Here is a 23,385-nt window from a genome sequence, read left to right as displayed (position 1 = left end):
AAAGCCAACTTTGTAAGCAATCTCTTGCATTTCTAAATCTGTCAATTCATCACCGTTTAAAACTACTCCCGCAGGATTTCCCTTGTCAGGTTCTTTACTAAAAGCATCATAATGATAAACTGTTATCGACTTCATTCCCATTCCCCCTAAGTTCAAATTAGATAGTTTTCATCATTTTACCATTCATTAAGAATTTCTAGTTCAATTGGACTAGAAATAATTCGGTCAACCTTTACTTCGTAAAAGAAATCAGCTAATTCCCTAGCCTGTTTAAAATCTCTTTCGGTAAGTTGGGAATCTGGTGATTGTCCTTCAGCTTCACTATGTCTTACAACGTATATTTTATTCAATACCACCACTCCAAAATAATATAGTTTAAGTGAAAAAGTTTCACAAATTCTTATATTTTCTATTATCATGTTAACATAAATTTTCCAATTATCACTTTTATTTGTAATGATTTTCTGATAAAAAATTATACTGATCTTCCACAATATGCCCCTAGTCACATAGAAAAAGCGCAATTCTTATTACAGAATTGCGCCTGTTTGTTGAAGATATAATCGATAGGGATTAGGTACTAAAACGATGAAATCCTTCCACGTAATAAGAGATTACGAGCGTTTTATGATAAGAAACGGGAAGAAGGAAAACCTTTTAGAGTAGCTGTGATAGCTTGTGCAAACAAACTATTACATTGGATTTATGCACTTTTAAAAAACAAAACCTATTTCCGAGATTTAACTTGATTTAACAATTTAACCAAGTGAACCAAAACTTTCCAAACATAGTATTTGGAAGGGTATTTGGCATGCACAAATTCAGTATAACATGATATTTTTAATATTTTCATTGAAAAATGTTGACAACTATTGGCTGGTTTTGTTGAAGATAGAATTGATAGGAATTAGGTACTAAAAGGCAGCTTACTAGTTGAACTAACGGATTCCGTTAGCCCAATAAATAAATAGGCTAATTTCATTCTTATCCCATTCTCTTCATCTTCTTATGGAGTTTGTCCTTTATTCGACCACACTTATTTAAGTGCAAAAATATATGCCTTGTAGCAGGCATGAGAAATAAACCTGCAATGTCTTATTTACTCCAGTATTCGGCTAACCATTTAGAATTCTTCATTACAGTATTTTCATCAAATAATTGTTTTATTCGGTTTTGTTCAATTTTCATCCTAAATTGTCCAGGACTTAACAAAGAAATAACCTCTTGTGTTTGCTTACCTACTGCTTCTCTATATTCTAATAATGAATTAAAATCAATTTTTGAGCTCAACACAGAAACCTCTTCTTCATTCATGTCATTGCCAGAATGAGTAAATGGAATATTCATTTTTTCAAGCCAGTTTGTAGTTTGAAGAACTTGTTGCTTATCACTTACTAATATATTCATCGTCATATCTTCAACCCGGGTAATTGGGTCATATCAAGAGTAAAGTGAAAAAAACATTATGACAGCAACCTCTTTGCTTTGACTACGTGTCTTCAAAGTCGGCATAATTAAATTACTTATTTTATGAAAAACAGGTAAAAAGAATGAAAGATCAAGTTGCATTTATACTGCTATTTAAGGTCTTTATTTTAAGTTATATACAAAAACCATGCTTTAGACATCGTCTAAAGCATGGTAATTATTTAAACTAATATTAAACTGCTAAGTTGATTTTTTTAGCTCATCTACTTATTGAGTCCATTAACTGGAAAAAACATTCGGGTTTATGAGTCTTATTTAGGTTATACCATGAATGCAATGTATCTGGTGCAAATACATCTAATTTTTTCATTACTTCCATCGCAAATTCCAGAGGAGCTACTCCTGATGCAGTAACCAAATTCTCGCCAGATACTACAGGTTCCATCTCATAAAATTTTTCTCCTTTATAATTAGGACAGACCATTTTAATATACTCTAAGTCATTGCTTGTATGCTTTCTAGAATCTAGGTATCCAACATTCGCTAGTCCCTCAGTCGCACCACAAATTGCAGCAACAATAGTGCCAAGCTTTAAAGCCTCGCCAATTTTTTTCAAAATAGGTTGATGAATATCTTCTCCCCAAGTATTCCCTCCAGGTAAAATTATAAGATCCGTACTCTCAAGAGTACACTCATCAAGGGAAATATCTGGTTTTATGCTCAGTCCTCCCATTGTAGTAATAATTTCTTTATTAGCTCCTACTGTAATTACTTTTAAAAGTGCTAAATCTTTTTTGAAATATCTTCCTGAGTTTAGTTCCGCAATTAAATATCCATATTCCCAGTCCGACATTGTATTAAATACATAAAGAAAAACTTTTTTTGTTTGCATCCAATAACACTCCAATCACATTTAATATAGCCAAATATAACATAACTTCCCTGACACCTAGCGTCAGGGAAGTTATCAAATTTGATGAAATTTTATTAATTCCGACAAAACTTCAATCATTCTTTTCTTAAGACTGATTGGCTCAATAACTCGAATAGATTTACCGTACGGTAAAAGTAAATAAGGTACATATGTATTTATCATATCTTTCTCAAGAAGAAATACTGCTTGATTTGAAGTCCACTCTTGTAAATAATTTCCTAAAAACCAATGTTGGCAAATATCACTCAATGAACTTTTATCTCCATTAATAACCAAAGAAATAATCCCTTCCTTATCTTCTATAGTTGGAACAAGGTTTTTCATAAAAAAGTCACGCGCTGAAAAATTTTCTGGTCGGTTAAACTTATTTTCGGTTAACATTAGACTTTCCATTCGATCTACTCTAAAACTACGGATATCATTCCTAAGATGACAAAATCCAATCACATACCACTTATTATTCCAATAAATAATTCTGTACGGATCCACCAATCTATACTTTGATTGCCCTTCAGCACTTTTATGGTATAGAACTTTTACAGAGTATCCGTCAGCTACGGCCTGCTCCAACTCCTTCAAAAAAGGTTCCATAGCGAGGGAACTTAATCGACTTATTACTTCAAGACTAGTTAAATGTTGATTTATCTTTGTTTCCTGCTCTTGATTCGAATATTTTCTTAGCTTTGAAATAGCCCTATTTAGTGCTTCACCTCCATAATACCCGGCTTCTTCTGCAAAAATTGCAGCGTGAAATAGCGAGGTTTGCTCCTCAAAATCAAAAAAAAGAGGAGCTTCAATAAAATTGTTCAATAAAGTGTATCCACCGTTATGTCCTGCGTCTGAAATTATAGGTACACCACTTATTGAAAGTGTATCAATATAACGATACACAGTCCTTATATTCATCTCTAACTTTTCTGAAATTTGTTTCGCAGTAATTTTTTCACCTGAACTAAGCATCCATAGAATCGCTAGTACATTGTCAATTTTAGCCATAGAATCCACCTCTATATGGAAATAAATTTATTTTAAAATAATACTAAAAACATTTGCGTGAGGACACGGTCCCGCAATTACTGGTAAAACCACTCATAGTTCATTCCCCTAGTTGCATAATCAAAGGTGAGGTACACTTTTATAAGTGCCACACTAGATTTTTATACTTTGCCCACACTAACAGTTCTTTTCTATTTCCAAGGAGTCATTATAGATAAATTCTATTTGCACCTGGGAATTATCTACAATATTTTCAACTTCAAAAGCAGAATGTGCCTTTTAGCTGGTGAGAATGGTTCTTCAATACCGATATGTATTTGATTAGTACCAAATGAAAACCAAACCCCCTTCTCGACAAGTCAGGTTTCTCTATTTCCTCAATACCAAAGACCCCAGAGAAATATCTTTTTGCACTGTTTTCAGAACCTTCTGGTGCTGTTTGATTGTACATGGTCGATTTTTTTTAAGTGTCCCTTCATTAAAATAAAATACAATTCTTTGAACCTATTCTGATTTTCACGATATTAAATCCTCATCTTTTCTATAACTAGACTCGCCTTAGATCAAGTGAAAACAACTCACAATTATCCACATATTCTATTATCATTTTAACATAAATTTCCTAATTTATTTTCAAAATCTTAGGAACTACTCTTCACACAAAGAAAGGACCCAATTCTAATTACAGAATTGCGCCTGATTGTTGAAGATTATTTTTATTGAATAGTATCGTTGTACTGTGGAGTAAAAGATGCAGTTGTAAATCACAGCTATTGTTCAACTATATCCACTTTTCTAGCCTTGGTTGAGATAAAACACTTTATATATTTATCTAATGGTCTACTTCCGCCAAAGTCATCTTCATATAGACCAGTTATGACAAAGCCAGCATTAATTTGTCCTTGAATTTGATCCTCTAATGTGTGCCCAAACTCAATCGGATTTTTTGCCTTAAGATATTCTTCAGATTCTCTTTCGGTTAAGTTGTCTAAAGAAGTTGATGGAATAGAGTTTTTAACAACCAAGTTACCCTTCATATCTTCTTTGTCATCAAAAATAAAAAGAAGAGGATTAGTGAACCCTGCAATTAAAACACCATTATCTTTTAGAACTCTTGATGCTTCTTTCCAAACAGGAGACAAATTTTCAACAAATAAATTAGATACTGGGTGAACTATAATATCAAACTGTTGATCATCAAAGAAATGTAAGTCTGTCATACTTCCTTGTATAGTTGTAATTTTAAGTCCATCTCTTTCAGAAACGAATTTATCTTGGTCTAATTGTTTTGCAGATAAATCAACAACTGTAACGTCAGCACCTGCTGCGGCTAATACTGGTCCTTGTTGACCCCCTCCAGATGCTAAACAAAGTATTTTCTGTCCCTCTAATGATTTGGGTAACCACTCTCTTGGAACATATTTTGTAGGCGTAGTCCTTATCCCCCAATACCCATCTTTACTCTTTTTAATTATTTCTTCATTAATAGGTTTGGTGTATACAGCACCATCTTCAACCTTCTTGTCCCAAGCATCGCTATTTTGCTTTAATGGATCCATTTAGTAGCCCCCTAATATGTTTTTTTAGTTTCCCTGCTTCATTACATTGAAATATATCTTCATGGCTCCCCTTACTTTAACAGTTATATTACCTATGATTTGAAGTAATTCAATTTTCAGAATTGTTTTTGGTGTTTTTTTTTTGATGCTTGAAATTTAAGTTCATCTATCTTTAATTATATAACTTTATCATCTTTAATCTCATCAAATGTGCAAACAGAAGAGGAGCATATGCAGGCATACTTCCCCCTTTAAAGATATTCATTACTGATTCTTTACTTCAATAACCAAAATAGCAATCCCTGTTTCTTCAAGAATTGCACCAGTTAGTTAAAGAAGGATAAAATAACGTTGACGTTGAATTATATATTAAATAATCAAGGGCATTTAATGGTTAAATCAAAAACTAAAGGAGTATTCTAATGAATAATATTTTTGAGGTCACGTATACAGATGAATTATTAAATCGTATCGAAAACTTAAACGTAAATTCACAATCAGAATGGGGAAAAATGGATGTCGCTCAAATGTTAGCTCATTGCTCGTCTTTCCAAGATATCGCAATGGGATATTCTTTACCCCCAAGAGGTTGGTTAGGGTTATTAGTAGGTCGATTTGCAAAACCCATTTTTTATAATGACAAACCTTTACCCCACAATATGTCTACTATTCCATCCATTGTAATTACAAGTAAAAAAGAATTTGAAATAGAAAGAGAAAAACTGAAACAAAAAATTATTACATTTCAAAAGAATGGACCAGAGGCTTGTACAGGTCATCCACATCCTTTTTTCGGAAAATTCACTTCCGAACAATGGGGAAAAGGAATCTACAAGCATCTTGACCACCATTTAAAACAATTTGGTGTTTAATGCAGGAGTTTAATTATACCGTACCATCTTAAAGTAACCTGCGTCGTTACTGTTAGTACATTTCACAAAGTAGGCTAAAAAGTGAAGACCTTTTGCTGCTCAGTATAAAGGCTACTACGTACTGACAGTTACTCCACAATCTGGTCCTATTCACAAAGAAAGGGCCAATTCTTATTACAGATTCGCGCCTGTTTGTTGAAGATAGAATAGATAGGAATTAGGTATTAAAGGGCATCTACTTATTGCACTAACGCTTCCGTTAATTTAAGTACAATTATTCACATACTTTCGTTAATCCGTAGTCAAAACCCCCTATTGTTAAATCAAGAATTAAAATTGTTTATGTAATGAAAAATTAAATTTCGAATTTTTCCAAAGTAGCCTCTTAATTGGAATTTTTTATTACAATATCAAAATTCTTATGATAAGTGTGCATAAATAAATCATATTGAATTCTACGTTGTTCATGAGATTGTTTTATATAATTAAAATCTGCCCCCCTTTCAGAAACATCACGAACCCCTCTTCTTATTAGCTCAGTTTCTCCATCAGTATATAAATAGACTGTTAAATCAAACAAATTTGGATTTAGAAATGCAACACTCATTCCCTCTACAATATTAATATTATTCTGTGAAGAAATTAAAGTACGCTTCAAGTAATGGGTATCTATTGTATAAAAATCTAAATCTTCTTTAATCATCATTATGTCTCTTTCCAAAGCTAACAAATTATGAGCCGCAGGGTGACAAGCTGTCATTTTATAAGAATAATTCTCATTATTATATTCATAATCTATAGTCGTGTATTTCCTGACATCAGTAATAATATAAGGGTCAGTATTAATATAATTAACATCATTTCCCAATAATTTTACAAGGTTATTTGAAAAAGTTGTCTTACCAGAAGCACCATGTCCCGATATACCAATTATTATTTTCCCATCTTTGTTATTTATCAAATTCGCTAACTTATGTATTAGTTTTCCCACAATTCCCCTCCCACATTTCACTTCACTATCCTCCCCGTTTAGCGCCATAACAGACGCTACGATTCTTCCACTATCGCTCTCCGTTAGTGTGAAATGTCATTCCTTTCTTACAGTGAAAGTGATAGCATTTGTTGTTAACAATACATCTCTTTCGTCACGAACAATTTTATATTCCAATGGTTTTACTAACTGATTAACTACTTCCCAACCATCATAAATATTCCTTAATTTATTCATCATGTCTTCTGTTTTAATATTTACTTCCATCATCGCATCTAAATTCCCCTTTGTAGCTATATCAATTTCTTCTACTTCTGAATTAACAATGACACAGTTTATTCCTTCCTTTTTTGTTCCTAATGCCATTTTTCGAATTACATTTTCAAAAACATCTTCTGATTCAACATGCTCTAATGTTGAAACGGCAACGATTAAATCATATTCATTTTTAGCAATATCGTAATGCCCTATATCTGCTTTTATTGTTTCAATTACTTCTTCTACTTCATACTCTTTGCTATAAAGTTTTAATTTATCTAAAGCAGAATCCAATAAATCTACACAGACAACTTTTCCATTTTTATTTTTAATTTCTTGTGCAATTGGGATACTATTTCTCCCCACTCCTGAACCTAAATCAAGCACATTAGGATTAGCTTTTCCTTCTAACAATGGTAGTACATCAATTACTGTTTTAACTGGTTTATATAGCCATGAACCTTCCTCAAATAATTTGTAGTTTTCATAACACAAATCATGGTATTTCTTTTCTTCTTTACGAATAAATTCAACTCTCCTCATTTAAAACTCAACCCCTATAATTTTACTTCTTTTCAATTTTTACAAAACTCCATCTTCAACTCTTCTCCACTATAGTTTAAGTGAAAAGTTTCACAAACTCTTATATTTTCTATTATCTCTTTAACATAAATTTCCCAATTCATTTTCAAAATACTAGGAACCACTCTTAATACAGATAGGTAAGGGTTTGAAGTTATCGCTCCCTTTTCCCCCTGTTCACAACGTACGTGAGACTTTCACCTCATACGGCGTTCCAACTAATCCATTTCATTTATTCATAGATACATTTGAAACAACTTGTATCTCAGCGTCTTCCGTTTTAATAAGTCGGTGCCACCCTTGGGTGGTTAACCTCTATTAGTCTTACAAGAACCTTATTAATCGATAAAGAACTGTCTTACATGATTAAATAAACCTTCATTAGTCTAGTGGCTATCCCTCCATGTGGATTAGACATTTCATTGGTACTATGCCACCACTTTCACTGATATAAAGATAAGTTATCATAATAGCTATTTTCACTATTATTTTCCCTTTCAACGCTTCTTAAGAAGTAAGCCCTCCACGTTATCAGCTTACAACGTTGAATTATATCTATTATGGAATGAACTTAGGTGCTTCCTGTAAGCCTGTTAGCGTTTATATGCCTGTAACATATCATGGATTTTCATAATTGCTAGTCTTACTCATCCACTGCTAACTTCACCCTTAGTGATATACACATTTCTGTGTATTGCCAGTCTAGACCCGTATATTCAGAAGTTCGTCAGCTTAACCTTTTCTTATAGGTTTCTTTGCATTCTCACCATATTCATTCAACTCAAGCATCATGATTTACACCACTCCCGCGAGTAGGTTTTCGTCAGCCGGAACTGTTACGGTAAATTCTTATGCCTTTTCACCGAGCTTATAACACTATCAGTCTTACTCATTCAAGTGCTACTCGACTTAGAGAGAACCCTTCCGGGCGTTACCCCATCATTTGATTCTTCGATATAATCCTTCAATTCCATAAGGAATTGCCTAGCCTTTACCGGAATGATGTTACCATCCTCCATTTAAACTAGAAACATTTCGCACAACAATCTGGGCCGATTGTTGAAAAACTACCCGCTAAAAAAACATCTTACTTTAAAGTATATTCTATCAAATCCTTTATAAAAACCGGTAAAATTAATTAGTAAGATCCTTTTAATATTGTTATTTCGACAATGACTGTTAAAATCCTCCAACTAAGTGGAATCATCTGTATTTAATAACTTTATAAAATTCTAGTTTGTCATTAGATGAGCTTGTGCAACCATACCCCTGATCCCATTAAATTTAGCAATATCAGGAAAAGTATTTCGCATCCAAAATGTTCAATTCTATCATAAGCAGTTGTGTACTTATACCAATGGATGTGGTACATAAAGTTCTTCTAAACTCTTAATTTCTCCAGCTGTCAATTTAACTGATAACGCCGACACTGCATCTTCGAGATGGCTTATCTTGGTCGCCCCAATAATCGGTGCTGTGACCTCTTCCTTTTGTAACAACCATGCAAGTGCGACCTGTGCGCGTGGAATACCTCGATCGGCAGCAACCTCTCCCACTCTTCCCGCCACTTTACGATCGACTTCTTCTGTCTTGGTAAACAGGTCCTTTGCTACTTGGTCATTCGATGATCGAGAGGTCTGCTCATTCCATTCTCGGGTTAATCGACCTGCAGCAAAAGGTAAATATGGCGTAACGCCAACTCCATCCTCTTTGCAAAAAGGTAGCATTTCTCTTTCTTCCTCTCGATAAAGCAAGTTAAGTCTATTTTCCATGGAAATAAAACGAGTCCAACCGTTTCGTTCTGCCACATGTTGAGCTTTGGCGAACTGCCAAGCTGACATGGAGGATGCTCCAATATACCTTACCTTTCCTGCCTTAACTAGATCATGTAGTGCCTCCATCGTCTCTTCAATCGGTGTATTAAGATCCCATCGATGAATTTGATACAAATCGATGTAGTCTGTACCCAAGCGTTTAAGACTATTATCAACTTCTGTCATAATCGCTTTGCGGGAAAGCCCCATTGCATTCGGACCTTTGCGCATCGGAACGAATACTTTTGTAGCAATGACAACTTCGTCACGGCGAGAGAAATCCTTTAATGCTCGTCCAAGAATTTCTTCACTTGTGCCGTCAGAGTACATATTAGCGGTACTGAAAAAATTTATGCCTAATTCAAGGGCTTTTTTAATAATTGGTCTGCTCTTTTCTTCATTTAGTGACCATGGCGCATTTCCTCGTTCGGGTATTCCAAAGCTCATGCTTCCAAGACATAGGTCTGAAACATCCAAACCAGACTTTCCGAGTTTTTTATATTCCATTTTTATAACTCACTCCTTCTGTAATATATCAAAAAAAATTAATGATTATCTTTTTTAAATCAACGAAAGAATTCCATCATCACCACGGAAGTTGACGTCTCTCATTTGAAAACGTGCCTATATGACCGCTCTCGTCAAGAAGAGCAAGGCTCGCCGAATGACGAGCTACCTGTTGAACGGTTCCTGTACCTTCAAAATTGTTGAGGTCAGTAACCAAAGCAACAGGTTTATTATGCATTTGATAACGCTCCTTTCTGCGTGCAACTTTTGTTGTTACAGATAAATACTTTTTATCATTCCATGCATTTCACTTAGGTTGATACATCAACCTAAGTACACTTTACTACCTTGTGGTTGATGTGTCAACCATGTTATACTCCAATTATGAATAAAAAAATGATAAGTGAAGAAGAAATGCAAGTATGGCATATGTGGAAGAGCTCTTATAAGAACATTTTTGGACGTGTAGTAAAAGACATGTCCGAGCAAACTGGGCTATCGGAGGGTGATTTTGGTATATTAGACCGATTGGATCTTTATGGAAAAGGTAAGCTACGCCAACAGGAAATAGCAGACTCAATGGATTGGACCAAGAGTCGGTTGTCCCATCATTTAACCCGAATGGAAAAACGTGGACTTGTTTTAAGGGAACCATTATTAACTGAACGAGGAGTAGAGGTAATCATTACTTCGGCCGGAAAATCAGCACTGGATGATGCTCGCCCTGTCGTTTCCATGGCAATACGCGAGCATTTTTTAGATTTTTTAACCGAACAAGATATTGAGTCAATTACTAATCTTGCGAAAAAAACAAAAGAAAAGTCTTCATCGGCTTGTAAATCCCCACCATCTTGACTGTGTTTTTTGATGTTATTCAAGAAGAGTATCGTCTTATTAAGAGACACATTTCTTTTACAATAGAATGGAAGTTAGAATATGTTAGAAAGGATAGAAGAGTGGTATTAAAACAAATAATAATTGAAGGCCTTCTAGCAACTTTTAAAAAGCCGATATTGATGGGCAACTGAAAGGTTGAACATACGAGCTGATTATATTTAGGATTTATATTAATATCCATACGCATAGTTAATATAATGACTCTGATAACGGGTCCATTCAAAAGGGTTGTATTTTGTCTCCGCATTATAAAAAGGATCTATTAAGTTTGGAACCACTTCAACGGCGCATTTCATATCTAGACTGCGCCTTTTTAATTTACCTAAGTAATGAGCAACCTTTTAAGTCGCCTAAGTATTCTGATATATTATTCAACAATCGGGGTGCCCGATTTTGAAATCAATCATATATAAATAAAGCTTTTTCAATTTAAGTACATTATTCACAAAAGTAGTTATTTGTTGCGTAGTATGTGTCTACTACGCAACATAATAGTTACTCATACAGATAGGTAAGGGTTTGAAGTTATCGCTCCCTTTTCCCCCTGTTTGCACCGTATGTGCAACTTTCATTGCGTACGGCGCGCCAACTAATCCAATTCATTCTTTCCTATGTTTAATGAAGCCTTTTGTGGTTCCAATCTTAGATTGCTTGAAGTTTGCATTGTCTACGAAGTTCGTTAATCACTTCTTTTTGTTTATGGTTCAGGTGTAACAACTGAAGTGTAGCTTTGATTTTAAGCTTATCCTTTAAATAGACAAGTCGGTGAATAGGTTCATATAGCACGATTAGATTCGAAAACCGATCATCTTTTGTGAGATGATAAGGCTCTTTATGATGACAATGCCAATCCGAAACACCGAGCTCCACCCCTGTTACCGCACATCTGCCATTTTGGGCAATAAACTTACTAATGCGATTATCATTGTATTCAATCGTTCGATTTGGAATAAAGTTTGTCATTACATGATGTAGTACGTTTTTCTGAATCACTTTTAGGTTTTGGTGTATCTTTGTTCTGCCAACGGCAGTAAAGTTACAGGTATCTTGCGAAAAACACAAATTCGTTTTATGCCGTTGGGCATAGATGGGGACAAATACCATGTCCTGTATCTTATAGAATTGTGGTTCATATCCTTTATAGCGTTTCTGTAACGTACTGGTCATATCCTTAAACTTGGCTTCTTTTCTAAGGTCTTTTAACCGATTATATAATGTCTTGCGAAGATGGAAGTTCAACTCGTTCAGATTATTTGTGATTTGGGTCGCCGCAGCGTAATATTTTTGTATACCCATTACCACGGTATTGAAATGCCAGACCGTTTCAGCACAAGGATTCTTGTGAATGGACTTTATACAGTCCTTTATTTTGGTTTTAGCATTCGTTTTTGCTTTTTTCGACATATCGGAATGAGCTACATAGCCCTTTCTTGTTTTACCTTTCCTTACAACTCGGAATGTAAATCCAAGAAATTCTGACGAATTTTTCTTTAAGTTTATAACACTAGACTTTTCTTCACTTGTCTCAAGATGTAATCTTGTATAGAGAAAGTCCTTTATGGCGTGATTCATTCGAACAGCTTGAGAACGTGTACGACATAAGACCTTGAGGCAAGTAGACCACTGGAACCTCCCCAGTAATCTCTCTCAGAACCGGACGTGAACCTCTCAGCTCATCCGGCTCCCATTATTCAGCCGTAGGATTGATACCTATATCCCAATGTTTGAATAGTTTAGGATTTTGTTTAGAAATTCTGCCTAGAAAATATTCTGCCCTTTTCTTGTGACGAGATAACTTTTTATATTTCCTTCTCGCCCATATAATTAAGGCTTTGTTTATGTGCCTTAAAGAGGAGTACATTTCGGATTTTTAGAATTTCCCATAGTAGTTAATCCACCCTTGAATGACTGAGTTAAACATATTTGATAGGTCTATGAGCTCTTTATCAGCCTTCAGTTGTAGTTTCCAATCTCTCACTTTTTGCTGAATTGATTTCTTAGATTTGTTACTGATGGCTGGTGTAAAATTCACAAAATGCTTTCCCCACCTGTTCTTCGACAGCCTTGGTCTGAACGTGTATCCCAGAAAATCAAACGCTATGTTTTCATGGTCTTCTTTCCTGTCCGTATCCTTACAATATACAATTTTTGTCTTGGAAGGATGAAGTTCGAGTTTACATTCGTTCATTCTCTGGCTTAAGGATTTGAGCACTTTCTTTGCTTCACCCTCTGTCTTGCAGTGGATGACTGCGTCATCTGCATATCTGGCGAATGGATTGATTGGGAGGTTAATAGCCATCCATTTATCAAAAGCATAATGTAGAAATAAATTTGCTAGCACTGGACTTATGACACCACCTTGCGGTGTGCCGGAGGTACGTTCTTTTACTCCATCTTTTGTTTGAAATGGTGCCATTAACCATCTTCTAATGTACAACTTTACCCATTCTACGTCTGTATGCTTGTCCACTGCTTTCATCAATAAATCATGGTCTATATTATCAAACAGACCTTTGATATCAAATTCAAGTACCCAATTGTACTTCCAGCATCTTTTCCGAGTTGTCTCTATTGCTTGAATGGCGCTTTTCTTAGGTCTATATCCATAGGAATCTTTATGAAAGAATGGCTCTACCGAAGGTTCGAAGTATAATTTCACCGTCATTTGTGCAATTCTATCCGCAACCGTCGGAATTCCTAATGTCCTGGTCCCTCCTGCTTTCTTTGGTATTTCTACCGCCTTGACTGCTGGAGGAAAGTAACTTCCAGATGACATTCTGTTCCACACTTTATATAGATTATCTTTTAGATTCTCCTCAAATTCTTCTATGGATTGCTCATCAATTCCTGCTGACCCTTTATTTGCTTTAACTCTCTTAAAGGCTTCATATACTATCTTTTTAGATATCGCATAAGGCTTTGTTTTATGCATAAGTTCCTCCCAATTTGATGGTTGAGCTGTTTATAAAACTGAATAATATAACCCCTTTGCTCCATCTCCGTTAGGAGGTTTCATTGCTACTACGAGTTATTCCGCCCCTATACATGGCATTGGTACTCTGATTCTTGTGGGGCTTCCACTTGAAATCTCTCCCTTAGCATCCATGTCGTAGGTTCCCACGTTCCACACAAAAGCCTGTATTAAGGTCACGCCGCCTTTATACCGGTCACCGAACGGACAGTAGACAGGTTTCCTCCGAACTTATCCTGAGTTAACGACTCCCCCTCAGTTTTGATGACGTTTCTATGCTTTCGATACTTCTTCAGCGGTTCAATGGTTTTCGTCTCCTTAATACCTACCTGACAATGTCTTGCACTGCCTTTTTCCCTAACGCTCAATACCATAGCTTTTGACTACAGCACCTTAGGGTGGTTTGCAATCTCTACCTGTATAGCGATTGCGAGAGGCCTTCTCTCATCTTAAGTGCAGCATAGCAAACGAAGCTTCGTTTGCTTTCGTGGCACACAATCATCCGCATAGCGGACGATATAACATTCTTTTAGGTTTGATCTCTTCAATGCTTGTGTTTTACCTCCTGTATATTTGTAGGGGTAATGGCTTTTAAATGATTCCCACTGATTACTCACCCACCAATCTAATTCATTGAGCACAATATTGGATAAGAGCGGAGATAAGATGCCACCTTGCGGAGTTCCCTTCGTTGGAACTCCTTCTCCTTCAACCTCAGCCTTCAAGAGTTTTGATGTAATCGAGAGCACGGTCTTATCTTTTATGCCTAACGACCACATTTGTTTAAGTAATTTACTGTGGTTAACATTATCAAAGAAACCTTTAATATCTACGTCTATACAGTGATAGAGTCCACTTAAATTTATGAGTGATTCCAATCTCGCTTTGGCGTGATGGGTGCTTCGATTCGGTCTGAAACCATAACTATGTTTATAGAATCTCGCTTCACAAATGGGCTCTAAAACTTGTAACATACACTGTTGAAGAATTCTATCCCAAATCGTTGGGATTCCTAAAGGTCTGGTTTTTCCATTCGCTTTAGGAATGAAAACCCGTCTGACTTTTTCTGGGTTGTACGATTGGAGCATGTTCTGAACTTTATCAATGACTTCTTCTACCGATAAATGTTTGATATCCTCAATCGTCATTTTATTTGAACCTGCGGTTTTACTTCCAGTGTTTCTCTTGATGTTTCTATAGGCAAGACGTATATTTTCATTCGAACGAATCACGTTCATTAAGTCATAGAAATTGTGACCATCGACACTTTGAGAGTAGAGATTATCTAAACTGTGTTGCATATTATAATACTCCGTGTGTCTCAGTTTCTTCCGTTTCAACAAGTCGGTGACTCCCTTCTTGGGAGTTGAACCTCTTTTAGTCTTACAAGAACCTTATTAATCGATAAAGAACTGCCTTACATGGTTGAATGATCTTCATTAGTCTAGTGGCTATCCCTCCATGTGGATTAAACATTTCATCAGTACTGTGCCACCACTTTCACTGATATAAAGATAAGTTATATAATAGCTATTTTCACTATTATTTTCCGTTTCAACGCTTCTTAAGAAGTAAGTCCTCCACGTTATCAGCTTACAACGTTGAATTATATCTATTATGGAATGAACTTAGGTGCTTCCTGTAAGCCTGTTAGCGTTTATATGCCTGTAACATATTATCGATTTTCATAATTGCAATTCTTACTCATCCACTGCTAACTTCACCCTTAGTGATATACACATTTCTGTGTACTGCCAGTCTAGACCCGTATATTCAGAAGTTCGTCAGCTTAACCTTTTCTTATAGGTTTCTTTGCATTCTCACCATATTCATTCAACTCAAGCATCATGATTTACACCACTCCCGCGAGTAGGTTTTCGTCAGCCGGAACTGTTACAGTAAATTCTTATGCCTTTTCACCGAGCTTATAACACTATCAGTCTTACTCATTCAAGTGCTAATCGACTTAGAGAGAACCCTTCCGGGCGTTACCCCATCATTTGATTCTTCGATATAATCCTTCAATTCCATAAGGAATTGCCTAGCCTTTACCGGAGTGATGTTACCATCCTCCATTTAAACTAGAAACATTTCGCACCACAATCTGGCCCTATTAACAAAGAAAGGGCGCAATCCTTATTACAGAATTGCGCCTGTTTGTTGAATAACCTTTTCTATTGAATAGTATCGTTGTACTCCCTCAGTTAGATTCTATTTACTCACAAATGCTCGCTTATTCGCAGGATTTCAGACCACTTCTAAGAACAATGACGGATGAATGGAATGAGTTTTGATAATAAAGGCTACATGAAGGCATGCGGGAATAGAGGAGTCAATAGTAGCTCCATTTATTTCCATAATATACTGCACGCATCTCCACGCCGCCCCTGGAGGCTATCCCTCCCATGTCTCAACGGGTCATTTGCCCTTTCATTCCTTCGTCATGCCTATCCAAGGGGTGGAGGCCGGTTTTGCTGCGCAAACGGGTCAGTGCCCTTAGGTACAACGGTATCCAGTACTCCGCGCTTTCTCTGTAATCCTACGAATAAGCCAACATTCAAGAATTATTAAACTACTTTTAATTACTTTAAAGCCTTACTTAGTTTACGATTAGAATTAAGCTGCTATAGGTGCTAATGGTTGTACTTTCTGAGAACAATATGATTCATGATTTTTAGATATTGCCACCAATATTCTTGCTAATTTCCCCACGAGTTTCATGATAGATTTCATTTTTTTCATCTTTTTGACTTTAACATTATTAAAATGAATCTGCTTGAAATCAGAGTTATTGCTCACAAGGCTTAATGTCGTTAAAAATAAAAATCGCCTTAGTCGAGATCTCCCACGTTTTGAAACGACAATTTGTCCTTTCCATTTACCCGAGCTTGCTTCTGCCAGATGTAGTCCCGCATGTCGTAATAGAGAATTACCATGCGCGAAGCCACTTAAATCACCAGCTTCTCCTAAAATACCCGCCAATGAAATTTCACTAATTCCTTCAATGGCAATTATTTTTTTAGCGAAAGTAATTTGATCAAGTACGGAAGTGACTTCTTTTTCTACTCTTTCGAGTTGGACTTTTGCTAAATCGAATTCTTCAAGTAAATGTTCTAAATGAAGCTTATAGGCTTCGTGTGCTTGTTTACTGCCTACAGAATTTTTTGCTAAGTCAATTAACGATTGTGCTTTTTTAAGTCCTGCGTGACGTTTCATCACTGTTTTCCAACCTTTCACTATATCCTGTGCTTTCATGGAACATAGTTCTGAAGGTGTAGGAAATAACCGAAGTGTTGCGATTGCCCCTTTTCCTTTTACATCTTTAAATACTTCTCGAAGTTCAGGGAAGACAATATCTACCCAACGATTTATTTGGTTAATAGAACTGGTGAGGCGTTTAACGATTACATCTCGGTTAGCCATTAGCACTCGAAGCTTTTCAAAAGCTTCAGAAGTGGGCCGGATAAAGGAGTAATACCCATTCTTGATCATATCTGCAATCACAAGGGCATCTTTTTTATCGCTTTTAGATTGGGTATTATCACGATTTTCTTTATTTCTTTTCACATGGTGAGGATTAACGGTTACTACATCAATATCTTGATCATATAACCATTTAGATAGGTTCAACCAGTAATGTCCGGTAGGTTCCATCCCAACTATTTCAGTATTTAATCCTTTTGAAAGTTTTAAATGACAAATCCATTCCATTAATCTAGCGAAACCTTTCTCGTTATTTTCAAAAGTGAGAGGATCACCGACGACAATACCACGGAAATTTACAGCTCGTGCAACATGAACATGCTGTGCTATATCCACACCAACAACAAGATGTTTATCAGAAATTCTTTCAATTAGTTGATTTTGTTTGTCTTGCATTTTAAACTTCATATAAGAGCTCCTCCTTAGATTTGAGTTTTAGTTTGGTATCTATACTCTTATCTTACTGAGGGGCTCTATTTTTTTCAAAGTCGAAATTAACGCACTACAGGAATGCTGTGCAATAACTAGATAGTATTTTTCTCTTTCAAATACTTAACAAAGAATTCATTTCCCTACCTTCTTCTAAGATTTTTGGGTTATACCTACGTCTGTGATAATTAAAAATCTTACTAAGATCAAAAAATTATTACTTATAAAAATTTCATTCATATTTTTATTTTCCCCGGGCATCTTATATTTAGGTGGTGATAATATGGACGAACTAGGAAAAAAAATTGATAAAGTTTCAAACCAATTAACTGATCTGAGATGGGAGATCTGGACAAAACATTCATTGTTTACATGGCAATGGTGGATGTTACTCGCGACTTGTATATTGTTCCTATTATTATTCTTTTTCTTTGTAAAGAAAGAGAAAGCTCTTTCAACCACGGCCTATTTAGGTATAATATATATAATAAATAAAAATTTAGATGATATGGCTACGGCTATGGACTGGTACGATTATCGATTACAGCTAGAACCAATCATCCCTACAATGTTACCAGCAAACCTTTTTATAATCCCAATAGGATTTAGTATCTTATACCAAAGATTCGAGAGGTGGAAATCATTTTTAATCTCAATAGGCATTTTTGCAGGATTTGTATCATATCTTGCACTACCACTTATGAAAATGGTAGACATTTACTTAGAAAAAGCTTGGAATGCTAACTGGTCTTTTATTAGTCTTGTTTTAATGTCTATAATTTCTAAGACAATAATTGATCGCTTAAAGCAAGCCTACAAGGACACATAAATCACGATATTTCGAAATTGACTTTTCGTCATCCGTTTTTAAAATTCATTCCATAAGGTGCATCAATGACTCCAAAATTCAGGAGTCTCTTTTTAAGAGTTAATACACAATTTTTGTCTACTACACAGTATAAAAGTTCCACAATCAGCCCTATTCACAAAGAAAGGGCGCAATCCTTATTGCAGAATTGCGCCTGATTGTTGCAGACCGTTATTTAACAAGGAAATCTTCTCTCTGATGACCATTCTTTCGCTTTATCGGCTAATTCATTAACGAACTGCTGCTTTCCATTTTGATATTTGTGATGTTCGTTAGGAAACTGTTTTGCTAAGTTGATTTTCAATTCTCCATACTTTTTAGCTTCCTCAGTGTTCTTTATCAAATATTCTTTAAAATCTAAATGATTTTTTATGTGTTCACTTTCGACTTGAAAGATATGTAGATGATGTGTTCTATTATCCTTTCCTTTTTGAAAATATCTTCTTCCAGCAATCCCATTCTCACCTTTCGGTTCGTACCCCAATTCCAACATTTCATTGTTGTATAAATCAACGTTTTCAATATCCTTTACAACAATTAAAATATCTATTATCGGCTTTGCGTAACCTATTGTTGGTATAGAGGTACTTCCAATATGAAAAATATCAACTAATTCTTCTCTAAATACTTCTTCCAATACTTTCTCTTCTTGACAGTATGATTTTCCCCAGTCATCGGTCCAAGCAAGTATTTTGGTTTTTCTCAAAAGAAGCCCCCCTTTTTTACATTATTCATTAAACATTACAACTAACTTATTTGATTTTCTTATTCAACTATCTGGTTCTTTAACTTAAGTTAAAACATTCACAACTCTCCACATATTCTATTATCACTTTAACATAAACTTTCCAATTAATTTCAAAATACTAGGAACTACTCTTCAACCATCTGACACAATAAAAAAAGAACAAATCTAGATTTGTCCTCTTTAAAAATACTGACTATAGAATTGGTGTCGCAGTTTTCCACTCAACTGCGCATATACCCTGGTAGTTTCACTTTTCTCATGCCCTAATAGACTTTGTATAATCTCTAGAGGGGCCCCATTATTCATCATATGTGTGGCATAGCTATGTCTCAATTGATGGGGATGTATATTCTTATTTATCCCTGCACGTTTAGAAATCCTCTTAATGATGTACCTCATTAAATCAATGTTCATACGATGGTGAGGTTTTCTCTCCGTCACAAACGATGCAAGATCATTGTCTTTTCTTTCTTCTAAATATCTCTTCAACCAAATACCACTTCTAATATTAAAATAGACTTCTCTTTCCTTGTTTCCCTTTCCAAAGACGATCACTGATTGCGTTTGGAAATTAATATCCTCTCTATCAAGTTTAGTAATCTCACCAATACGGCAGCCAGTAGAATACATAAATTCAAATAACGCTTTTTCCATCGTTGTTTGGCTAGACTCCCTTAAATGCTCAATCTCTTGCTCCGAGAGAAACTTCGGAATTCTTTTTCCTAGTTTAGGCTCCTTAATTTTCGCAGCTGGATTTTTTGAGATATAGTCTTCTTCATGGGACCATTTAAATAAAGATTTAAGAAACCTTATCCTATGTCCTAAACTTGAAGGCTTTAGGTCTTCCCCCTCTTCTACCAGGTACTTCTTCAATGAATCCGTACAGAAGCTATTAATGTCTATATCTCCAAAATGTCGTATTAGTACATTAAGTTGGAAATAGTAGTTCTTCATTGTTAAGGGCGAATAGCCTTCAATTTTTTTATCCGACTGATACTTCGTCCAAGCTTCAGATACTAACAATTCACACACCCCGCAATTATTTAATAGTTTATCAAACTATTAGGAGTATGGGCTGTGATTACTAGTTTTATTCAACAATATAGGTAGTAGAATAATATTGATCTAAATATCCTGTGCTAACATAATAAAAAGACGCTTACCTAATTAATGGTTTTCGCCTGATTGCGGAAGATCATTATTGAAGTAAAGCACCCGTTAGCTTAAGTACATTTCTTCACAATAGAATCGAACTGTGCATTAATATTCTGAACTGTATATACTAGATCCACATTTGTTGCATTTAATTGACACAATGTTTTCGTCATCAATATCAACTGCTATATCCCCAGAATCTTTTAAAAAACTATGTTCTAATTCTCCAATACAATCGCATTTTGAACATTGAATAGTAAACTTAGTACTCTCCCTCTCTACGCCTAAGATCACTGCTGTGATTCCTAATAAAATTGATTTAACTAACGGTTTCATCACTTCACCCCTCCGTCGCTTTTGGTTTCATATACGCATTATTCGTTTTCTTCTTCAACTAAAGCTACTCCGTTTGTTTAAGTACACTGTTTCACAAGGATATAATTAGCCACCTTGCCTATCTATTACTTCTCCTTTTTTAGATAATCCTCTGACAATTAATTCTTTACCTATTTGAAAGTAATATCGTTTGCCATGTTTTGTTATAATTTCGGCTTCTTCAAATGTTTTTTCTTTCTTATTTCTAGTTTCTACTGTTACAATTTCAGCATTATTTACTTCACCGTACGCCACATAAAATTCATGGAGCGAGTTTCCTTTGTTATCATACACTCGAAGTGGTTCGATATAAACAGTCATATTTTCATTCTCATAATGTGTCCATCCATGATGACCAATGTTATCCCAACCCTCTCCATCCGTACCTTTGAAGAAAGCTACTGCAAGTGCTTCATAATCTGCAAAAGGCATTTCATCTTTATCTGGATTAGTTGTGTACATAACAATAGTGACACCATCGTACTTTTCAGTATGAATAATATTATTAACTTTATTTGGGATACCCTTTTCAATTGCTTCTTGGAAATTATCGTATTTTCCAAATTCAAAGTTGGACAAGCTAACCCAAATTATTAAGACTATGAATAGGATAACTGCTAGGGAAATACTAAGTGACTTTTTCATTCTCTACCTCCTTATCAATAATCTAATTTATCTAACAAACCACAACCTTATTTAAGTAAACTCCCCTTTAGCATTCCTGTAGTGCGTTAATTTCGACTTTGAAAAAAATAGAGCCCCTCAGTAAGATAAGAGTATAGATACCAAACTAAAACTCAAATCTAAGGAGGAGCTCTTATATGAAGTTTAAAATGCAAGACAAACAAAATCAACTAATTGAAAGAATTTCTGATAAACATCTTGTTGTTGGTGTGGATATAGCACAGCATGTTCATGTTGCACGAGCTGTAAATTTCCGTGGTATTGTCGTCGGTGATCCTCTCACTTTTGAAAATAACGAGAAAGGTTTCGCTAGATTAATGGAATGGATTTGTCATTTAAAACTTTCAAAAGGATTAAATACTGAAATAGTTGGGATGGAACCTACCGGACATTACTGGTTGAACCTATCTAAATGGTTATATGATCAAGATATTGATGTAGTAACCGTTAATCCTCACCATGTGAAAAGAAATAAAGAAAATCGTGATAATACCCAATCTAAAAGCGATAAAAAAGATGCCCTTGTGATTGCAGATATGATCAAGAATGGGTATTACTCCTTTATCCGGCCCACTTCTGAAGCTTTTGAAAAGCTTCGAGTGCTAATGGCTAACCGAGATGTAATCGTTAAACGCCTCACCAGTTCTATTAACCAAATAAATCGTTGGGTAGATATTGTCTTCCCTGAACTTCGAGAAGTATTTAAAGATGTAAAAGGAAAAGGGGCAATCGCAACACTTCGGTTATTTCCTACACCTTCAGAACTATGTTCCATGAAAGCACAGGATATAGTGAAAGGTTGGAAAACAGTGATGAAACGTCACGCAGGACTTAAAAAAGCACAATCGTTAATTGACTTAGCAAAAAATTCTGTAGGCAGTAAACAAGCACACGAAGCCTATAAGCTTCATTTAGAACATTTACTTGAAGAATTCGATTTAGCAAAAGTCCAACTCGAAAGAGTAGAAAAAGAAGTCACTTCCGTACTTGATCAAATTACTTTCGCTAAAAAAATAATTGCCATTGAAGGAATTAGTGAAATTTCATTGGCGGGTATTTTAGGAGAAGCTGGTGATTTAAGTGGCTTCGCGCATGGTAATTCTCTATTACGACATGCGGGACTACATCTGGCAGAAGCAAGCTCGGGTAAATGGAAAGGACAAATTGTCGTTTCAAAACGTGGGAGATCTCGACTAAGGCGATTTTTATTTTTAACGACATTAAGCCTTGTGAGCAATAACTCTGATTTCAAGCAGATTCATTTTAATAATGTTAAAGTCAAAAAGATGAAAAAAATGAAATCTATCATGAAACTCGTGGGGAAATTAGCAAGAATATTGGTGGCAATATCTAAAAATCATGAATCATATTGTTCTCAGAAAGTACAACCATTAGCACCTATAGCAGCTTAATTCTAATCGTAAACTAAGTAAGGCTTTAAAGTAATTAAAAGTAGTTTAATAATTCTTGAATGTTGGCTTATTCGTAGGATTACAGAGAAAGCGCGGAGTACTGGATACCGTTGTACCTAAGGGCACTGACCCGTTTGCGCAGCAAAACCGGCCTCCACCCCTTGGATAGGCATGACGAAGGAATGAAAGGGCAAATGACCCGTTGAGACATGGGAGGGATAGCCTCCAGGGGCGGCGTGGAGATGCGTGCAGTATATTATGGAAATAAATGGAGCTACTATTGACTCCTCTATTCCCGCATGCCTTCATGTAGCCTTTATTATCAAAACTCATTCCATTCATCCGTCATTGTTCTTAGAAGTGGTCTGAAATCCTGCGAATAAGCGAGCATTTGTGAGTAAATAGAATCTAACTGAGGGAGT

The 23,385-nt window shown here is 35.5% G+C and carries 21 protein-coding genes and 2 pseudogenes; 5 read left to right on the top strand and 18 right to left on the bottom strand.

The genetic code is table 11. The features are described 5' to 3' along the window. On the bottom strand, window positions 1–135 hold a 135-nt coding region (locus tag CEF18_RS05975), incomplete at its 3' end, for a PhzF family phenazine biosynthesis protein (protein WP_190238699.1). A 41-nt stretch (window positions 136–176) separates the two neighbouring features. Then, entirely contained in the window at window positions 177–350 is a 174-nt protein-coding gene (locus CEF18_RS05970; RefSeq protein WP_110937607.1) for a histidine phosphatase family protein, read from the bottom strand. A 240-nt stretch (window positions 351–590) separates the two neighbouring features. Between CEF18_RS05970 and CEF18_RS05965 the strand changes: the two are divergent. Beyond that, a pseudogene (locus tag CEF18_RS05965) lies at window positions 591–749 on the top strand (IS110 family transposase); the annotation flags it as partial. 346 nt (window positions 750–1,095) lie between these two features. Here CEF18_RS05965 and CEF18_RS05960 read toward each other — a convergent pair. From CEF18_RS05960 to CEF18_RS05940, 4 genes are all read right to left on the bottom strand, one after another. Further along, the gene (locus CEF18_RS05960; RefSeq protein WP_110935628.1) at window positions 1,096–1,407 is read right to left on the bottom strand and encodes a hypothetical protein; all 312 of its coding nucleotides are present in this window, start codon (window positions 1,405–1,407) and stop codon (window positions 1,096–1,098) included. A 280-nt stretch (window positions 1,408–1,687) separates the two neighbouring features. Beyond that, window positions 1,688–2,320, bottom strand: a complete 633-nt coding sequence (locus CEF18_RS05955; protein WP_110935627.1) for a type 1 glutamine amidotransferase family protein — start codon at window positions 2,318–2,320, stop codon at window positions 1,688–1,690. 75 nt (window positions 2,321–2,395) lie between these two features. After that, window positions 2,396–3,358, bottom strand: coding sequence for a helix-turn-helix transcriptional regulator (locus CEF18_RS05950; RefSeq protein ID WP_110935626.1), 963 nt, complete (start codon window positions 3,356–3,358; stop codon window positions 2,396–2,398). Window positions 3,359–4,128: 770 nt separating this feature from the next. After that, window positions 4,129–4,917, bottom strand: a complete 789-nt coding sequence (locus tag CEF18_RS05940; RefSeq protein WP_110935625.1) for a class I SAM-dependent methyltransferase — start codon at window positions 4,915–4,917, stop codon at window positions 4,129–4,131. A gap of 422 nt (window positions 4,918–5,339) precedes the next feature. On the opposite strand from CEF18_RS05940, the gene CEF18_RS05935 reads away from it, so the two are divergent. After that, the gene (locus tag CEF18_RS05935) at window positions 5,340–5,789 is read left to right on the top strand and encodes a DUF1569 domain-containing protein (protein WP_110935624.1); all 450 of its coding nucleotides are present in this window, start codon (window positions 5,340–5,342) and stop codon (window positions 5,787–5,789) included. 385 nt (window positions 5,790–6,174) lie between these two features. On the opposite strand, the gene CEF18_RS05930 is transcribed toward CEF18_RS05935, so the two are convergent. From CEF18_RS05930 to CEF18_RS05915, 4 genes are all read right to left on the bottom strand, one after another. After that, window positions 6,175–6,780 (bottom strand): uridine kinase family protein, encoded by a 606-nt coding sequence (locus tag CEF18_RS05930; RefSeq protein ID WP_110935623.1) that lies wholly within the window; start codon window positions 6,778–6,780, stop codon window positions 6,175–6,177. Between the two features lie 96 nt (window positions 6,781–6,876). Next, a complete protein-coding gene (locus CEF18_RS05925) occupies window positions 6,877–7,581 on the bottom strand; it encodes a class I SAM-dependent methyltransferase (RefSeq protein ID WP_110935622.1) in 705 nt (234 codons plus the stop codon). Between the two features lie 1,388 nt (window positions 7,582–8,969). Continuing rightward, complete coding sequence (locus CEF18_RS05920) at window positions 8,970–9,941, bottom strand: aldo/keto reductase (RefSeq protein ID WP_110935621.1); 972 nt, start codon at window positions 9,939–9,941, stop codon at window positions 8,970–8,972. A gap of 79 nt (window positions 9,942–10,020) precedes the next feature. Beyond that, the gene (locus CEF18_RS05915; RefSeq protein ID WP_183041265.1) at window positions 10,021–10,179 is read right to left on the bottom strand and encodes a hypothetical protein; all 159 of its coding nucleotides are present in this window, start codon (window positions 10,177–10,179) and stop codon (window positions 10,021–10,023) included. Window positions 10,180–10,325: 146 nt separating this feature from the next. Between CEF18_RS05915 and CEF18_RS05910 the strand changes: the two genes are divergently transcribed. Beyond that, the gene (locus CEF18_RS05910) at window positions 10,326–10,796 is read left to right on the top strand and encodes a MarR family winged helix-turn-helix transcriptional regulator (RefSeq protein ID WP_110935620.1); all 471 of its coding nucleotides are present in this window, start codon (window positions 10,326–10,328) and stop codon (window positions 10,794–10,796) included. Window positions 10,797–11,480: 684 nt separating this feature from the next. Here the strand turns inward: CEF18_RS05910 and CEF18_RS05905 are convergent. The 4 genes and pseudogenes from CEF18_RS05905 to CEF18_RS05885 all read right to left on the bottom strand — a co-directional run bounded on the left by CEF18_RS05905 (window position 11,481) and on the right by CEF18_RS05885 (window position 17,700). Beyond that, on the bottom strand, window positions 11,481–12,410 hold the full coding sequence (locus tag CEF18_RS05905) for a hypothetical protein (RefSeq protein WP_223292251.1): 930 nt from the start codon (window positions 12,408–12,410) through the stop codon (window positions 11,481–11,483). Between the two features lie 298 nt (window positions 12,411–12,708). Next, window positions 12,709–13,770, bottom strand: coding sequence for a group II intron reverse transcriptase/maturase (ltrA, locus tag CEF18_RS05900; RefSeq protein ID WP_223292250.1), 1,062 nt, complete (start codon window positions 13,768–13,770; stop codon window positions 12,709–12,711). A gap of 536 nt (window positions 13,771–14,306) precedes the next feature. After that, window positions 14,307–15,149: pseudogene (locus CEF18_RS05890) on the bottom strand (reverse transcriptase domain-containing protein); the annotation flags it as partial. A 1,276-nt stretch (window positions 15,150–16,425) separates the two neighbouring features. Further along, entirely contained in the window at window positions 16,426–17,700 is a 1,275-nt protein-coding gene (locus tag CEF18_RS05885; RefSeq protein WP_110934896.1) for an IS110 family RNA-guided transposase, read from the bottom strand. 304 nt (window positions 17,701–18,004) lie between these two features. On the opposite strand from CEF18_RS05885, the gene CEF18_RS05880 reads away from it, so the two are divergent. After that, complete coding sequence (locus CEF18_RS05880; protein WP_110935618.1) at window positions 18,005–18,550, top strand: CBO0543 family protein; 546 nt, start codon at window positions 18,005–18,007, stop codon at window positions 18,548–18,550. A 214-nt stretch (window positions 18,551–18,764) separates the two neighbouring features. Here the strand turns inward: CEF18_RS05880 and CEF18_RS05875 are convergent, their stop codons facing one another. The 4 genes from CEF18_RS05875 to CEF18_RS05860 all read right to left on the bottom strand — a co-directional run bounded on the left by CEF18_RS05875 (window position 18,765) and on the right by CEF18_RS05860 (window position 21,512). Then, a complete protein-coding gene (locus CEF18_RS05875; protein ID WP_110935617.1) occupies window positions 18,765–19,295 on the bottom strand; it encodes a GrpB family protein in 531 nt (176 codons plus the stop codon). Window positions 19,296–19,517: 222 nt separating this feature from the next. After that, the gene (locus CEF18_RS05870) at window positions 19,518–20,360 is read right to left on the bottom strand and encodes a tyrosine-type recombinase/integrase (protein ID WP_110935616.1); all 843 of its coding nucleotides are present in this window, start codon (window positions 20,358–20,360) and stop codon (window positions 19,518–19,520) included. Window positions 20,361–20,597: 237 nt separating this feature from the next. Continuing rightward, the gene (locus CEF18_RS05865; RefSeq protein ID WP_110935615.1) at window positions 20,598–20,828 is read right to left on the bottom strand and encodes a hypothetical protein; all 231 of its coding nucleotides are present in this window, start codon (window positions 20,826–20,828) and stop codon (window positions 20,598–20,600) included. Between the two features lie 105 nt (window positions 20,829–20,933). Beyond that, the gene (locus tag CEF18_RS05860; RefSeq protein WP_110935614.1) at window positions 20,934–21,512 is read right to left on the bottom strand and encodes a hypothetical protein; all 579 of its coding nucleotides are present in this window, start codon (window positions 21,510–21,512) and stop codon (window positions 20,934–20,936) included. A gap of 176 nt (window positions 21,513–21,688) precedes the next feature. On the opposite strand from CEF18_RS05860, the gene CEF18_RS05855 reads away from it, so the two are divergent. Next, window positions 21,689–22,963: an IS110 family RNA-guided transposase gene (locus CEF18_RS05855; protein ID WP_110934896.1), complete on the top strand. Its 1,275-nt coding sequence runs from the start codon at window positions 21,689–21,691 to the stop codon at window positions 22,961–22,963. Window positions 22,964–23,385 lie beyond the last annotated feature (422 nt).

This window comes from Salipaludibacillus neizhouensis, assembly GCF_002886185.1.
Taxonomy (GTDB): Bacteria; Bacillota; Bacilli; order Bacillales; family Salisediminibacteriaceae; genus Salipaludibacillus; species Salipaludibacillus neizhouensis.
This window is presented reverse-complemented; position numbering and strand designations above follow the sequence as displayed.